Origin of the sequence: Streptomyces sp. SKN60 (assembly GCF_026236535.1) — a bacterium.
GTDB lineage: Bacteria > Actinomycetota > Actinomycetes > Streptomycetales > Streptomycetaceae > Streptomyces.
This window is the reverse complement of record NZ_JAHTMW010000023.1, coordinates 1-15,494: the sequence shown is the minus strand read 5'-3', so window position 1 is coordinate 15,494 and position 15,494 is coordinate 1. Positions and strand designations below refer to the sequence as shown.

Annotated in this window: 15 protein-coding genes; 10 read left to right on the top strand and 5 right to left on the bottom strand. The window is 71.7% G+C overall.

Features of this window, described 5'->3' with window-relative positions; translation table 11 throughout:
* Window positions 1-50: 50 nt before the first annotated feature.
* On the bottom strand, window positions 51-1,745 hold the full coding sequence (locus KV205_RS30125) for a PucR family transcriptional regulator (protein WP_265867917.1): 1,695 nt from the start codon (window positions 1,743-1,745) through the stop codon (window positions 51-53).
* 302 nt (window positions 1,746-2,047) lie between these two features.
* Between KV205_RS30125 and KV205_RS30120 the strand changes: the two genes are divergently transcribed.
* The 5 genes from KV205_RS30120 (at window position 2,048) to KV205_RS30100 (ending at window position 8,867) form a co-directional block, all read left to right on the top strand.
* Window positions 2,048-2,941, top strand: coding sequence for a xanthine dehydrogenase family protein subunit M (locus tag KV205_RS30120; protein WP_265867916.1), 894 nt, complete (start codon window positions 2,048-2,050; stop codon window positions 2,939-2,941).
* Between the two features lie 2 nt (window positions 2,942-2,943).
* Window positions 2,944-3,549, top strand: a complete 606-nt coding sequence (locus tag KV205_RS30115) for a (2Fe-2S)-binding protein (protein ID WP_265867915.1) — start codon at window positions 2,944-2,946, stop codon at window positions 3,547-3,549.
* A gap of 2 nt (window positions 3,550-3,551) precedes the next feature.
* A complete protein-coding gene (locus KV205_RS30110) occupies window positions 3,552-5,939 on the top strand; it encodes a molybdopterin cofactor-binding domain-containing protein (RefSeq protein ID WP_265867914.1) in 2,388 nt (795 codons plus the stop codon).
* 248 nt (window positions 5,940-6,187) lie between these two features.
* Window positions 6,188-7,654, top strand: a complete 1,467-nt coding sequence (locus KV205_RS30105; protein ID WP_265867913.1) for an NCS2 family permease — start codon at window positions 6,188-6,190, stop codon at window positions 7,652-7,654.
* 64 nt (window positions 7,655-7,718) lie between these two features.
* A complete protein-coding gene (locus KV205_RS30100; protein WP_265867912.1) occupies window positions 7,719-8,867 on the top strand; it encodes an XdhC family protein in 1,149 nt (382 codons plus the stop codon).
* Window positions 8,868-8,963: 96 nt separating this feature from the next.
* On the opposite strand, the gene KV205_RS30095 is transcribed toward KV205_RS30100, so the two are convergent.
* Window positions 8,964-9,596 carry a TetR/AcrR family transcriptional regulator gene (locus tag KV205_RS30095; protein WP_265867911.1) on the bottom strand — a complete coding sequence of 211 codons (633 nt, stop codon included), beginning with the start codon at window positions 9,594-9,596 and terminating at the stop codon, window positions 8,964-8,966.
* A 138-nt stretch (window positions 9,597-9,734) separates the two neighbouring features.
* Between KV205_RS30095 and KV205_RS30090 the strand changes: the two genes are divergently transcribed.
* The 5 genes from KV205_RS30090 to KV205_RS30070 all read left to right on the top strand — a co-directional run bounded on the left by KV205_RS30090 (window position 9,735) and on the right by KV205_RS30070 (window position 13,547).
* Window positions 9,735-10,889, top strand: a complete 1,155-nt coding sequence (locus KV205_RS30090) for an acyl-CoA dehydrogenase family protein (RefSeq protein ID WP_265867910.1) — start codon at window positions 9,735-9,737, stop codon at window positions 10,887-10,889.
* A 112-nt stretch (window positions 10,890-11,001) separates the two neighbouring features.
* Window positions 11,002-11,406, top strand: a complete 405-nt coding sequence (locus KV205_RS30085) for a hypothetical protein (RefSeq protein ID WP_265867909.1) — start codon at window positions 11,002-11,004, stop codon at window positions 11,404-11,406.
* 52 nt (window positions 11,407-11,458) lie between these two features.
* Window positions 11,459-12,220 (top strand): SDR family NAD(P)-dependent oxidoreductase, encoded by a 762-nt coding sequence (locus tag KV205_RS30080; RefSeq protein ID WP_265867908.1) that lies wholly within the window; start codon window positions 11,459-11,461, stop codon window positions 12,218-12,220.
* Window positions 12,221-12,308: 88 nt separating this feature from the next.
* Window positions 12,309-13,028, top strand: a complete 720-nt coding sequence (locus KV205_RS30075) for a TetR family transcriptional regulator (RefSeq protein WP_265867907.1) — start codon at window positions 12,309-12,311, stop codon at window positions 13,026-13,028.
* A 120-nt stretch (window positions 13,029-13,148) separates the two neighbouring features.
* Window positions 13,149-13,547, top strand: coding sequence for a Zn-ribbon domain-containing OB-fold protein (locus tag KV205_RS30070; protein WP_265867906.1), 399 nt, complete (start codon window positions 13,149-13,151; stop codon window positions 13,545-13,547).
* A gap of 65 nt (window positions 13,548-13,612) precedes the next feature.
* Here the strand turns inward: KV205_RS30070 and KV205_RS30065 are convergent, their stop codons facing one another.
* From KV205_RS30065 to KV205_RS36600, 3 genes are all read right to left on the bottom strand, one after another.
* A complete protein-coding gene (locus tag KV205_RS30065; protein ID WP_265867905.1) occupies window positions 13,613-14,569 on the bottom strand; it encodes an electron transfer flavoprotein subunit alpha/FixB family protein in 957 nt (318 codons plus the stop codon).
* A gap of 33 nt (window positions 14,570-14,602) precedes the next feature.
* Window positions 14,603-15,388: an electron transfer flavoprotein subunit beta/FixA family protein gene (locus tag KV205_RS30060; protein WP_265867904.1), complete on the bottom strand. Its 786-nt coding sequence runs from the start codon at window positions 15,386-15,388 to the stop codon at window positions 14,603-14,605.
* A 29-nt stretch (window positions 15,389-15,417) separates the two neighbouring features.
* Window positions 15,418-15,494 (bottom strand): acyl-CoA dehydrogenase family protein (locus KV205_RS36600; protein WP_374214750.1); only part of this gene is annotated, 77 nt, incomplete at its 5' end.

Sequence of the window (15,494 nt, the reverse complement as noted above, 5' to 3'; positions counted from 1 at the left end):
AGATGAATCCCCGTGGCGGAACCGCGGATTCACCCGATCAGCCCATCCGGTCAGCTCATCCGGAGCGCCAGGAAGAAGTCGAGCTTGTCCTCCAGCCGGGACAGGTCCCGGCCGGTGAGCTGCTCGATCCGGCCGACCCGGTAGCGCAGCGTGTTCACGTGCAGGTGGAGGCGGGTGGCGCAGCGGGTCCAGGAGCCGTCGCAGTCGAGGAAGGCCTCCAGGGTCGGGATGAGCTCGGCCCGGTGGCGCCGGTCGTAGTCGCGCAGCGGGTCCAGGAGCCGGGCCGTGAAGGCGCGGCGGACGTCGTCCGGGACGAACGGCAGCAGCAGCACGTGCGAGGCCAGCTCGTGGTGCCCGGCGGCGCAGACCCGGCCGGGGCGGGCGGCGGCGACCCGGCGGGCGTGCCGGGCCTCCTCCAGGGCGCCGCGCAGTCCCTCGGCGGAGTGCACGGCGGCGCTGACGCCGAGGGTGAGCCGCCCGTCGTCGGCGAGGCCGGCGGAGAGCGGCGCGCGGACGGCGTCGAGCAGCGCGTCGGCGTGCAGGCCGAGGGTGACCGGCGGCAGGTCGTCCTCGCTGTCCGGCAGCGGCGCGGCGGCCAGCGGTACGAGGGCGATGGCCTCGTCGCCGCTGTGCGCGACGGCGATCCGGTCGGCGGAGTCGGCGCCGGAGGTGGCCGGGTCGACGAGGATCTCCTCCAGCAGCGCCTGGGCGACGGGGCCGCTGTCGACGGCGTTCTGCCCGGGCTCCTGGTCCCACTCGACGCGGGCGACCACGACCTGCCAGTGCGGGGCGGTGCCCAGGCCGGGCAGCAGCACGGGCGCGGCGACCCGGAGCCGGGCGGCGATCTCGGCGGGCGCGGCGCCCGTCTGGACCAGCTCCAGGACCTCCTGGGCGAGCCGGCGGCGTACCGTCCGTGCGGCGTCGCGGCGGTCGCGCTCGACGGCGATCAGCTGGGTGACGCCCTGCAGCAGGTCGAGCCGGGCGGCGGGCCAGTCGCCGGCGTCGGCCTCGACGGCGAGCAGCCAGTCGGAGAGCACCGTCTCGCGCACGTCGCGGGCGGCGGGCGCGGCGCCGCGGCCGGTGTTGCGGATCGGGAAGAGCGAGTAGGCGGTTCCGGCCACGGTGAGCCGGTGCGGGCCGCGCCGGCCGGTGCGGGTGGCGGCCAGGTGCTCGCCGGCCAGGGTGGCGGCAAGGGAGGGGTCCAGGGGCTCCCCGGCGCCCGCGATGCCGCGGCCGGTGGGGGAGAGCACCCAGGCCCGGAGGTCCAGGTCGGTGCCCAGGAGGTCGAGCACGGCCTCGGGGCCGCCGCCGGCCGGTCCGGAGGTCATCAGGCGCCGGTGGCGGTCCACCACGGCGGCCAGGTCGCCGGCCCGCTCGCCGGAGACCTGTCGAACAACGTGCTCGGTGATCGTCGCGAACGCAACGGACTCGTTGACTCCGAACAGCGGAAGGTGATGGCGTGAACACGCCTGTACGAGGTCCTCCGGGATGTCGCCGAGCTCGGCCTCGCCGGCGGCGAGGGCGGCGACTCCGGCGCTCGCGAGGATCCGTACGAAGGGCTCGGCGTCGGCCGGCTCGCGGAGCCAGGCGAGACCGGTGAGGACCAGCTCGCCGCCGGAAAGGTAGCGGCTGGGGTCCTTCAGGTCGGTCGTCATCACGCCGCGGACGGTGCGGTCCAGCTCGTCCTCGCCGCCGAGCAGGCGCAGCCCGAGCGCGTCGTTCTCCAGCAGTGCGCGCAGCCGCATGGTCTCGCCGCCGTTCTCGTCGAAGGGTGTCGCGTTGTGGTCGGTGGCGTGGTGCCACCGTTTCCAGGGGGAAACGCAGTGGTTACTGTTCCCCGCCTTTCGTTCGAATCTACAAGACGAGGGTGGCAGCCAGCCAACTGCTTCATGTGTTCGGTGGCTGCACACCGGGGACCGGGCCTTGTGTACTAGGCCACACACCACGCATTAACAGCACATGAAGAGATCGTCAGGGCCGCCGGCCGTTCCCCCCGGACCCGTACGGACGAATCCCCGTTCACTGCAAGCACAAGAAGAGAGCCACCATGGACTTCCTTCGCCCCGCCAGCTGGGAGGAGGCGCTCGCCGCCAAGGCTGAGCACCCCACGGCCGTGCCCATCGCAGGCGGTACGGACATCATGGTCGAGATCAACTTCGACCACCGGCGTCCCGAGTACCTCCTGGACCTCAACCGGATCGAGCTGCTGCGCGACTGGGAGGTCGGCGAGGAGAACGTCCGGCTCGGCGCCTCCGTACCGTACAGCCAGATCATGGAGAGCCTCCGCGCGGAGCTTCCCGGTCTGGCGCTCGCCTCGCACACCGTCGCCTCCCCGCAGATCCGCAACCGCGGCGGCGTCGGCGGCAACCTGGGCACCGCCTCCCCGGCCGGTGACGCCCACCCCGCGCTGCTCGCGGCGGGCGCCGAGGTAGAGGTCGAGTCGGTGCGCGGCACCCGCTTCATCCCGATCGACGAGTTCTACAAGGGCGTGAAGCGCAACGCGCTCGAGCCCGACGAGCTCATCAAGACCGTCCACGTGAAGAAGGCGGACGGCCCCCAGCAGTACTCCAAGGTCGGCACCCGCAACGCGATGGTCATCGCCGTCTGCGCCTTCGGCCTCGCCCTCCACCCGGAGACCCGGACCGTGCGGACCGGCATCGGTTCCGCCGCCCCCACCCCGGTCCGCGCGACCGCGGCCGAGGAGTTCCTGAACGCGGCGCTCGAAGAGGGCGGCTTCTGGGACAACGGCAAGATCATCACCCCGTCGATCGCCAAGCAGTTCGCGGAGCTCGCCTCCGGCGCCTGCAACCCGATCGACGACGTCCGAGGCACCGCCCGGTACCGCCGCCACGCGGTGGGCATCATGGCCCGCCGCACGCTCGGCTGGACCTGGGAGCAGTACCGCGCCGGCAACGGTCGCACCCTTGAAGGAGCTGCATAACCATGCGCGTGAATTTCACGGTCAACGGTCGTCCGCAGGAAGCCGACGACGTCTGGGAGGGCGAGTCCCTCCTCTACGTTCTGCGTGAGCGCCTGGGTCTGCCCGGCTCCAAGAACGCCTGTGAGCAGGGCGAGTGCGGCTCCTGCACGGTCCGTCTCGACGGCGTGCCGGTCTGTTCCTGCCTGGTCGCCGCCGGTCAGGTCGAGGGCCGCGAGGTCGTCACCGTCGAGGGCCTCGCCGAGTTCGCCAAGGAGCGCGAGGAGCACGGACACGGCGGTGGCTGCGCCTCCGGCGCCTGCGGCACCTCGCTCGACGCGGCCAAGAAGTGGGAGGCCAAGCCCACGCAGGACTCGCAGACCGGCGAGGGCGTCGAACTGTCCCCGATCCAGCAGGCGTTCATCGACGCCGGCGCGGTCCAGTGCGGCTTCTGCACCCCGGGTCTGCTGGTCGCCGCCGACGAGATGCTGGAGCGCAACCCGTCCCCGACGGACGCGGACATCCGCGAGGCGCTCTCCGGCAACCTCTGCCGCTGCACCGGTTACGAGAAGATCCTCGACGCGGTCCGCCTGGCGGCCGCCCGCCAGGAACGTCAGGGAGAGGCGGTCTGATCATGGCTGGTACCACCACGGGCATCCCCCGCAACGTCACCCAGAACCACACCAAGGGCGGCGTCGGCGAGTCCACCCTCCGCCCCGACGGCACCCTCAAGGTCACCGGCGAGTTCGCCTACTCCTCGGACATGTGGCACGAGGAGATGCTGTGGGGCCAGGTCCTGCGCTCCACCGTCGCCCACGCCGAGATCGTGTCCATCGACACCTCCGAGGCCCTGGCCCTGTCCGGCGTCTACGCGGTCCTGACGGCCGACGACCTGCCGGCCGCCAAGAACTACGGCATGGAGTTCCAGGACACCCCCGTCCTGGCCTACGGCAAGGTCCGCCACCACGGCGAGCCGGTGGCCCTCGTGGCCGCCGACCACCCGGAGACCGCGCGCCGCGCCGCCGCCAAGATCAAGGTCGAGTACCGCGAGCTGCCCGTCATCACCGACGAGGCCTCCGCGACCGCGCCCGACGCGATCCTGGTCCACGAGAACCGCGACGACCACCACTCCGGCCACGTCCCGCACCCCAACATCGTGCACCGCCAGCCGATCATCCGCGGCAACGCGGCCGAGGCCGCCAAGCGCGCCGACGTGATCGTCAAGGGCGAGTACACCTTCGGCATGCAGGACCAGGCCTTCCTCGGCCCGGAGTCCGGCCTCGCCGTGCCCGCCGAGGACGGCGGCGTCGACCTGTACGTGGCCACCCAGTGGCTGCACTCGGACCTCAAGCAGATCGCTCCCTGCCTCGGCCTGCCCGAGGAGAAGGTCCGGATGACCATGGCCGGCGTCGGCGGCGCCTTCGGCGGCCGCGAGGACATCTCGATGCAGATCCTCGCCTCGGTGCTCGCGCTGCGCACCGACAAGCCGGTCAAGATGGTCTACAACCGCTACGAGTCCTTCTTCGGGCACGTCCACCGGCACCCGGCCAAGCTCTACTACGAGCACGGCGCCACCAAGGACGGCAAGCTCACGCACATGAAGTGCAAGATCGTGCTCGACGGCGGCGCGTACGCGTCGTCCACGGCCTCGGTCGTCGGCAACGCCTCCTCCCTCTCGGTCGGCCCGTACGTCATCGACGACGTGGAGATCGAGGCGATCGGCCTCTACACCAACAACCCGCCCTGCGGCGCCATGCGCGGCTTCGGCGCGGTGCAGGCCTGCTTCGCGTACGAGGCGCAGATGGACAAGCTCGCGGCGAAGCTGGGCATGGACCCGGTGGAGTTCCGCCAGCTCAACGCCATGGAGCAGGGCACGATCATGCCCACCGGCCAGCCGGTGGACTCGCCGGCCCCGGTCGCCGAACTGCTGCGCCGGGTCAAGGCCCGTCCGCTGCCGCCGGAGCGCCAGTGGGAGACCGCCGGCGAGAGCGCGGACGTCCGCGCGCTGCCGGGCGGCCTGTCCAACACCACCCACGGTGAGGGCGTGGTGCGGGGCGTGGGCTACGCGGTCGGCATCAAGAACGTCGGCTTCTCCGAGGGCTTCGACGACTACTCGACGGCGAAGATCCGCATGGAGGTCATCAACGGCGAGGCCGTCGCGACCGTCCACACCGCCGCGGCCGAGGTCGGCCAGGGCGGTGTCACGATCCACGCGCAGATCGCCCGTACCGAGCTCGGCGTGCAGCAGGTCACCATCCACCCCGCCGACACCCAGGTGGGCTCGGCCGGTTCGACCTCCGCGGGCCGCCAGACGTACATGACCGGCGGCGCCATCAAGAACTCCTGCGAGCTCGTCCGCGAGAAGGTCCTGGAGATCGGCCGGCGCAAGTTCGGCTCGTACCACCCGGCCTGGGCGAGCGCCGAACTCCTCCTGGAGGGCGGCAAGGTCGTCACCGACGGCGGCGAGGCCCTCGCCTCCCTCGTGGACGTCCTGGAGGACGAGGTCGTCGAGATCGAGGAGGAGTGGCGGCACCGCCCCACCGAGGCCTTCGACCTCGTCACCGGCCAGGGCAACGGCCATGTGCAGTACGCCTTCGCGGCGCACCGCGCGGTCGTCGAGGTCGACACCGAGCTCGGCCTCGTCAAGGTGATCGAACTGGCCTGCGCCCAGGACGTCGGCAAGGCGGTCAACCCGCTCTCCGTCGTCGGCCAGATCCAGGGCGGCACCACCCAGGGCCTCGGCGTCGCGGTGATGGAGGAGATCATCGTCGACCCGAAGACCGCGAAGGTGCGCAACCCCTCCTTCACGGACTACCTGATCCCCACGATCCTCGACACGCCGACCATCCCGGTCGACTACCTCGAGCTGGCCGACCCGAACGCGCCGTACGGCGTGCGCGGCATCGGCGAGGCCCCGACCCTGTCGTCCACCCCGGCCGTCCTCGCGGCGATCCGGAACGCGACGGGCCTGGAGCTCAACAAGACGCCGGTCCGCCCCGAGCACCTGACCGGCACCCTCTAGGACCTCTCCGGACGGTGCGTGCCTCCCAGGAACGTCACACTTCCCTCCCGCCCGCACCGTCCGGGGAAACCCCCACACCGCAGTACCCGCAGGAACCGCAGTACCCGCAGTGACAGCAGGAACCGCAGTACCGATTCACCCGTTCGTCTCGGGCCGTCCCCCGGGTCGTGCAGCCAACTTGATATCCCAAATCCCGCAATCCCCAACGCAGTACGCGGGTGCCCCTTTGAACCTTGGGAGTAGGCCCCATGACCCAGTCGTCAGTGGAGCCCAAGACCACGGCCGAGGACGCGGGCAACGGCTCGCGCAACCCCGCCGGCAGGTCTTGGCTCGACCGGTACTTTCACATCTCGGAGAGAGGATCCACCGTCGCGACGGAGATCCGCGGCGGCGTCACCACCTTCATGGCGATGGCGTACATTCTCCTGCTCAACCCCCTGATCCTCTCCGGCAAGGATGTCGACGGCAACGTCCTCAGCCAGCCCGCGCTGATCACCGCCACCGCCCTCTGCGCGGCGGCCACCACCCTCCTGATGGGTTTCTGGGGCAAGGTCCCGCTGGCCCTCGCCGCCGGCCTCAGCGTCTCCGGCGTGATGGCCTCGCAGGTCGTCCCGGTCATGACCTGGCCGCAGGCCATGGCCATGTCGATCGCCTACGGCGCCGTGATCTGTCTCCTGGTCGTCACCGGCCTGCGTGAGATGATCATGAACGCGATCCCCCTCGCGCTCAAGCACGCCATCACCATCGGCATCGGCCTCTTCATCGCCATCATCGGCTTCGTGAAGGCCGGCTTCGTCCACGAGAACCCCGCCCCCGGCGGCGGCCCCGTCTCGCTCGGCCCGGCCGGCGAGCTGGAGGGCTGGCCGGTCCTCATCTTCGCCTTCACGCTGCTGCTGATCTTCGCACTGCAGTCCCGCAACATCCCCGGCGCGATCCTCATCGGCATCGTCACCGGCACCGTCGTCGCGGCCGTCCTCAACGCGGTCGCCGACATCCCGGCCAAGGCCTGGTTCTCCGGCGCCCCGGAGCTGCACGGCAGCGCCGTCTCCGCCCCGGACTTCTCGCTCATCGGCAACGTGGACTTCACGGGCTGGGGCGACGTCGGCTACATCACGATCACCATGATCGTCTTCACCCTGGTGCTCGCCGGCTTCTTCGACGCCATGGCGACCATCCTGGGCGTCGGCACCGAGGCCAAGCTCGCCGACGACAAGGGCCGCATGCCCGGTCTGTCCAAGGCCCTGTTCATCGACGGCGCCGGCGGCATCCTCGGCGGCGCGGGCGGTGCCTCCGGCCAGACGGTCTTCGTCGAGTCCGCCACCGGCGTCGGCGAGGGCGCCCGCACCGGCCTGGCCTCCGTGGTCACCGGCGGATTCTTCGCCCTGTGCCTCTTCTTCACGCCGCTGACCGCGATCGTGCCGCAGGAGGTCGCCGCCGCGGCCCTGGTCGTCATCGGCTCGATGATGATGCAGAACGCCAAGCACGTGGACTGGAGCGACCGCTCCGTCGCCATCCCGGTGTTCCTCACCGTGGTCCTGATGCCCTTCACCTACACCATCACCACCGGTGTCGCGGCCGGCGTGATCTCCTACGTGGTGATCAAGTCCGCCCAGGGCAAGGCGCGGGAGGTCGGCGGCTTCATGTGGGCGCTGACCGCCGTCTTCATCGTCTACTTCGCCATCCATCCGATCGAGAGCTGGGTGGGCGTCGGCTGACGGGCCCCGGCCCGCAGCCCTGGGTGACGCCGCCCTCCACACCCCATCCCCCTAGGAGTTCGAGATGCTGGACATCGCCGAAGAGCTGCACCGGTGGGTCGAGCAGGGACGCGAGTTCGCCGTCGCCACCGTGGTGGCGGTCGGCGGCAGCGCGCCCCGGCAGCCGGGCGCCGCGCTCGCCGTCGACACCGACGGCACGGCGATCGGATCGGTCTCCGGCGGATGTGTGGAGGGCGCCGTCTACGAGCTGTGCCAACAGGCGCTCGAAGACGGCCGGACCGTCGTCGAGCGCTTCGGCTACAGCGACGAGGACGCCTTCGCGGTCGGTCTGACCTGCGGCGGCATCATCGACATCCTCGTCACCCCGGTCCGCGGCGGGGTCTTCCCCGCCGCGCTCGCCGCCGCCGTCTCGGGGGAGGCGGCGGCGCTCGCCAGGATCGTCGGCGGCCCGGAGGACCTGTTGGGGCAGGCCCTCCTGGTCCGCCCCGACGGTTCGTACGAGGGCGGGCTCGGCGGCCACCCCGAGCTGGACCGCACCGCCGCGAGCGAGGCCCGCGCCATGCTCGACGCCGGCCGCACCGGCACCCTGGAGATCGGCGCCGACGGCAGCCGCTGCGGACAGCCGGTCACCCTCCTCGTCGAGTCCTCCGTCCCCGCCCCGCGCATGATCGTCTTCGGCGCGATCGACTTCGCGTCCGCGCTCGTCCGGGTCGGCAAGTTCCTCGGCTACCACGTCACCGTCTGCGACGCCCGGCCCGTCTTCGCGACGAAGCTCCGCTTCCCCGAGGCGGACGAGATCGTCGTCGAATGGCCCCACCGCTACCTGGAGGCCGCCTCCGCCGCAGGCGAGCTGGACGTCCGAACCGTGCTGTGCGTGCTCACCCACGACGCCAAGTTCGACGTCCCGCTGCTCCAGGTCGCCCTCCGTCTTCCCGTCGCCTATGTCGGCGCCATGGGCTCCCGCCGCACCCACGAGGACCGCAACAGGCGCCTGCGCGAGGTCGGCGTCACCGAGCTCGAACTCGCCCGCCTCCGCTCCCCGATCGGCCTCGACCTCGGAGCCCGTACGCCCGAGGAGACCGCGCTGTCCATCGGCGCCGAGATCGTCGCCGACCGGCGCGGCGGCAGCGGCGCCTCGCTGACCGGCGCGCACACCCCGATCCACCACGACGGCACGAGCGAGCCGGCCGGCCGCATAGGCTCGGTCGCCTGACCCGTACGCGTACCACCTGGCCCGTACGCGTACGAGCAGAGAGGGCACCCCGGATCCCCGGGGTGCCCTCTCTTCGTGTGCACAGGCTTCGTGTGCTCAGGCCGGTTTCAGGCCGCCCGGGCTCAGGCCCGCCTTCTGCAGGCCGTGCAGCAGCAGCTCCGCGAGCTGCTCGTACGCGGCGGCGTCGGCCAGACCGGTCGCGGCGGCCACCTGGCGCTGCTGGATGCGGACCATCACGGAGGCGATCACATCGGCCGCGAAGGCCACGTGGACGTCCCGGAAGACCCCGGCCGTCACGCCCTCCTCGATGAGCTGCTGGACCCGGCCGGCGGCGGCCCGGGTGTTTCGCTCGTAGACCTCGGCGGCGGGCTCGAAGGCGGCCACGTCGTCGAAGAACTGCGGGGAGACCGGCGCGAGCTCGGCGGCCACCGCGCGCAGATACGCGGCAAGCCGTTCGGCCGGTCCCGTCGCGGCCGCGAGCACCGCCTCGACCCGGCTGGTGGCCCGCCGGAAGAAGTGCACGACGGCCGCTCTGACCAGCTGTTCCTTGCTGCCGGCCAGGCCGTAGAGGGTGCGCTTGGAGCAGTGCAGTTTGGCCGCGAGCTCGTCGAGCGTGAGCCGCGCGAAGCCCTCGCCGACCAGGAGCGCCACCAGCTCCTCGAAGAGCTCGGAGCGCCTGGCGGCGCCGCGGCCGGTGAGGCGGGGTGCGGCGGCGGAGGTCTCGATCACCCGAACAGTATGCCGGGTCGACCCGTTCGGGGGCTTGTGCCGTCACTCTGCTGCGCTACGCTAACCGGTACTGCCGTACCCCTCGCAGTACCGTTTCGCAGCATCGTCTGTGCCCGTCTGTGTCCTGATGGAGTCGCCATGGATGTCGACCGCCTGCTTCCCACCCCCGAGGCAGCGGACCTCATCGCCCTCACGCGGGAGATCGCCGACAAGGAGCTCGCCCCGCGCGTCGACGAGCACGAGGCCGCCGAGACGTATCCGGAGGGTCTGTTCGCGACCCTCGGCGAGGCCGGGCTGCTCGGCCTCGCCTACCCCGAGGAGTACGGCGGCGGGGGCCAGCCGTACGAGGTCTATCTGCAGGTCCTGGAGGAGCTGGCCGCCCGCTGGGCCGCCGTCGCCGTCGCCACCAGCGTCCACACCCTGGCCTGCCACCCGCTGCACGCCTTCGGCACCGCCGAGCAGAAGGAGCGCTGGCTGCCGGCCATGCTGGAGGGCCGCGAGATCGGCGGCTACAGCCTCTCCGAGCCGCAGGCCGGCTCCGACGCCGCCGCGCTCGCCTGCAAGGCCGAGCCCACCGAGGACGCCGACGGCCGCGCCGCGTACCGCCTCACCGGCAACAAGGCCTGGATCACCCACGGCGGCCGGGCCGGCTTCTACGCCCTCTTCGCCCGCACCGCCCCCGGCAGCCACGGCATCTCCTGCTTCCTCGCGCCCGGCGAGACCGAGGGCCTCAGCTTCGGCAAGCCCGAGCGCAAGATGGGCCTCCAGGCCGTGCCCACCACCTCCGCCCACTGGGACGGCGCGGTGATAGGGGCCGACCGGCTGATCGGCGCCGAGGGCCAGGGCCTGCAGATCGCCTTCAGCGCCCTCGACAACGGGCGCCTCGGCATCGCCGCCTGCGCCACCGGCCTCGCCCAGGCCGCGCTGAGCGCCGCCGTCGCGTACGCCAACGAGCGCACCGCCTTCGGCCGGAAGATCATCGACCACCAGGGTCTCGGCTTCCTGCTCGCTGACATGGCCGCCGCCGTGGACGCCGCCCGCGCCACCTACCTCGACGCGGCCCGCCGCCGCGACCTCGGCCGCCCCTTCAGCCGCCAGGCCAGCGCGGCGAAGCTGATCGCCACGGACACGGCGATGAAGGTGACCACGGACGCGGTCCAGGTCCTCGGCGGCTACGGCTACACGCGGGACTTCCCGGTCGAGCGCTACATGCGCGAGGCGAAGATCATGCAGATCTTCGAGGGGACGAACCAGATCCAGCGCCTGGTCATCAGCCGGGGCCTGACCGCCTGACCGCCTGACCGCCTGACCGTCAGGCCGGACGGTTCCGGTTGCCGGGCCGCGCCGCCGGGCGTACGCCGGAAGAGGGGATCCCGATCCGCAGGTCTCGGAGAGGAGTCCCATCATGCTCGGCGATCTGATCGGTGAGGAACAGGGCCAGAGGACCGGTATCCGGGTGGTGTCGGTCGACGGCGGTCACCCGCACGTGGAGGTGTCCTTCGAGGCGACCGGCACGCTGCTCGGCGTGGCGGTCAGGGACATCGGCACGTACGACTCGGTGATGGAGGCGGACGGCACGCTCTTCGGGGACGGCCAGGGCTGCAACATGACCGAGGACGGCGACATCATCACCTGGCACGGCACCGGCGTCGGCCGTCCGACCGAGTCCGGCGGCTTCAGCTATCGCGGCTCGATCTTCTTCGAGAGCGCCTCGGCGAAGTTCAGCCGGCTCAACGGGACCGCGGGCGTGTTCGAGTACGACGAGGACAAGGACGGCAAGAGCACGGCCAAGGTCTGGGAATGGAAGTAGTGCACACCTGAGGCGGCCCGGTTCCGGGCCGCCCCTTCGTACGAGGAGATTCATGGACATCGCAGGATCCGCCGCGCTCGTCACCGGTGCCGCCTCGGGCCTGGGCGCCGCCACCGCCGCCGCGCTCGCCGCCCGTGGGGCCACCGTCTACGGCCTGGATCTCGACAAGGCCGTCGCCGGGGCCGAGACGCCGGCCGACGGGGTCACCCTGCTGGCCGCCGACGTCACCGACGAGGAGCAGGTGCGGGCGGCGCTGGCGCGGATCGAGGAGGACGGCGCCGAGCTGCGGCTCGCGGTCAACTGCGCCGGCATCGCGCCCTCCGCCCGGATCCTCGGCCGCAAGGGCCCGCACGACCTGGCGCTGTTCCGCGCGGTCCTGGACGTCAACCTGGTCGGCACCTTCAACGTCATGCGGCTGGCCGCCGAGGTGATCGCCCGGCAGCCGGTCGACGGGTACGGGCAGCGCGGCCTCGTCGTCAACACCGCCTCCATCGCCGCCTTCGAGGGGCAGGTCGGTCAGATCGCGTACGCGGCGTCCAAGGCCGGCGTCGCCGGGATGACCGTCACGGCCGCCCGCGACCTCGCCCAGTACGGCATCCGGGTGGTCACCGTCGCCCCCGGCATCGTGGACACCCCGATGATGGCCGGCTTCAGCGAGGACGTCCGGGCCGGGCTCGCCGCCAGCGTCACCTTCCCGCAGCGGCTCGCCCGCCCCGACGAGTACGCCCGTCTCGTCACGATGATCGCCGAGCACGACTACCTCAACGGCGAGACCATCCGGATGGACGGCGCGCTGCGCATGGCGGCCCGCTGAGCCGGAACCGGATCCGGTGCTGAGCCGCTGACCTGGGCGATGGCACCAAGTGCCGCCGCGAGAGGGATCCGAGTGCTAGGTTCGGGGCATGAGCAGCAACCCCGCCACCCCCGCCAAGCCCTCGATGCGCGACTCCCTCGTCGCGGCGGCCTTCGAGCTCTTCCTGGAGCGCGGCTACGAGCAGACGACGGTCGACGACATCGTCCGTACGGCGGGGGTCGGCCGGCGGTCCTTCTTCCGCTACTTCCCGTCGAAGGAGGACGTGGTCTTCCCGGACCACGAGCAGAGCCTCGCCGACATGACCGAGTTCCTCGCCGCGAGCGCGGACTCCGACGACCCGCTGGTGCGGGTCTGCGAGGCCACCCGGCTCGTGATGCGCATGTACGCCGCGAACCCCACCTTCTCCGTCCAGCGCTACCGCCTCACCCGTGAGGTGACGGGGCTGCGGACGTACGAACTCTCCGTCGTCTGGCGGTACGAGAAGACCCTCGGCGACTACCTCCGCACCCGCTACGCCGACCGCCGCGACGGCACCCTGCGCGCCAACGTGGTTGCCGCGGCCGTGGTCGCCGCGCACAACCACACCCTGCGCCACTGGCTGCGCTCCGGCGGCGAGGGTGACCCGCTGGCGGAGGTCGACCGGGCGCTCGGCTTCGTCCGCGAGACGCTGAGCCCGGACGCGGTGCCGGCCGGCGGCGGGACGGCGGGGGAGCAGGAGGCCGAGGACGTGGTGGTGGTGATCACCAAGCGGTCCACCCCCATGTGGCGCGTGGTGCGCGAGGTCGAGGCGAGCCTGGGCGAGGACTGAGGGACACGAAGGGGTCTCAGTATCGTCAATTGAGGGTACTGAGGTCTTTCGTTGCTGGCACTGAGTGCCATATCTTTGCACCACGCACGGTCGAGCCGCCGAGTGCAAGGAGAAGCCATCGTGTTCCACACGGGATCCACGGGCCTGCGGACGTCGTCCGCCGCCCTCCTGGCCGACGAGTCGGCCGCCGAGCCGGAGCTCTACTACCAGGTGTGCCGCTGGTGCCAGACCACGACCTTCCAGCGCCTGCTCTGTCCGACCTGCGGGTCGACCGACCTGGCGCCCGAACTCAGCGCCGGCGAGGGCGTGATCTCCGTACGGCGCGCCTTCACCGCCGCCGAGGCCGACCTCTGGCCGGTGCACATGGCCGAGGGCTTCGTGGTGCGCTGCCGGGTCGACGGACCGCCGCACGCGGTGCGCCCCGGGGTGCGGGTCCGACTGCTCCACGACGGCACCGGGCCGGGCCGCCGACCGGTCGTCCGGCTGTGCGAGGAGGTCGCGCTCGACGGCTGGTTCTGAGCGCGTCCCACGAAACGACGAGAGGGGCGGGTGGCACAGAGTGCCACCCGCCCCTCTCGCTTGCGTCAGCGGGTGCCGATCTCGTCCGTCAGCTGCGGCAGCACCTCGAACAGGTCGCCGACCACGCCGTAGTCGACCAGGTCGAAGATCGGGGCCTCCGGGTCCTTGTTGACCGCGACGATCGTCTTCGAGGTCTGCATGCCGGCCCGGTGCTGGATCGCGCCGGAGATGCCCGCCGCGATGTACAGCTGCGGGGAGACCTGCTTGCCGGTCTGACCCACCTGGTTGGAGTGCGGGTACCAGCCGGCGTCCACCGCGGCGCGCGAGGCGCCGACGGCCGCGCCGAGCGAGTCGGCCAGCTTCTCGACGACCTCGAAGCCCTCGGCCGCGCCGACACCGCGGCCGCCGGAGACCACGATGGCCGACTCGGTGAGCTCCGGGCGGCCGGTGGACACCCGGGCGGTGCGCGAGACGACCTTGGCGGCGTTGCCGGTGAAGGCCACCGTCACGTTCTCGACGGCGCCGGCGGCCGGGGCGGCCTCCGGAGCGGCCGAGTTCGGCTTGACGGTGATGACCGGGACGCCGTGCGAGACGGTCGACTTCACCTGGTACGAGGCGGCGAACACCGACTGGGTGGCGACCGGGCCGTTGTCGCCGGCCTCCAGCTCCACCGCGTCCGTGATCAGACCGGAGCCGAGGCGCAGCGCCACGCGGGCCGCGACCTCCTTGCCCTCGCCCGAGGAGGTCACCAGGACGGCGGCGACGCCCTTGTCCTTGGCGATCTGGGTGAGCGCGTCGACCTTCGGCACGACGAGCTGCTCGGCGAACTCGGCGCCGTCCGCGACGTACACGGTGGCCGCGCCGTACTCGCCCGCCGTCGCGGCGATCGAGGCCGCGGCCTCGCCGGCGCCGAGGACGACCGCCGTGGGCTCGCCGAGCCGGCGGGCCAGGGTGAGCAGTTCGAGGGCCGGCTTGCGGACCGCACCGTCGGCGTGGTCCACGAGAACCAGGATCTCAGCCATGATTCCTTGCTCCTGAGGGATGGTGACGGTGGGTCAGATGAACTTCTGGCCGGACAGGAAGGCGGCGAGCTGCTTGCCGCCGTCGCCCTCGTCCGTGACGATCGTGCCCTTGGTGCGGGCCGGGCGCGCGGTGGCCGACTCGACCAGGGTCCACGAGCCGCCGAGGCCGACCTCGTCGGCGTCGATGCCGAGGTCGTCGAGCTCCAGCTCCTCGACCGGCTTCTTCTTCGCGGCCATGATCCCCTTGAAGGAGGGGTAACGGGCCTCGCCCGACTGGTCGGTGACGGAGATGACGGCCGGCAGCGGGGCCTCCAGCTGCTCGCTGGCGGCGTCGCCGTCGCGGCGGCCGCGCACGACCCCGTCCTCGACCGAGACCTCGGAGAGCAGGGTGACCTGCGGGAGGTTCAGGCGCTCGGCGAGCAGCGCGGGCAGCACGCCCATGGTGCCGTCGGTGGAGGCCATGCCGCAGACGACCAGGTCGAAGCCGGTCTTCTCCAGGGCCTTGGCGAGGATCGCGGAGGTGCCGATGACGTCGGTGCCGTGGATGTCCTCGTCGTTGACGTGGACGGCCTTGTCGGCGCCCATCGACAGCGCCTTGCGGAGCGCGTCCTTGGCGTCGTCGGGGCCGACGGTGATGACGGTGACCTCGGCGTCGTCCGCCTCCTCGGCGATCTGGAGCGCCTGCTCCACGCCGTACTCGTCCAGCTCCGAGAGGAGGCCGTCGACGGCCTCGCGGTCGGTGGTCAGGTCGTCGGCGAAACCGCGGTCGCCGGTGGCGTCGGGAACGTACTTCACACAGACAGCGATCTTCAGGGTCACGGCCTGTCTCCTTTCAAGTGGGCGGACGATTACGGGAGGTTGCGGGCCATGACGATGCGCTGGACCTGGTTGGTGCCTTCGTAGATCTGGGTGATCTTGGCGTCGC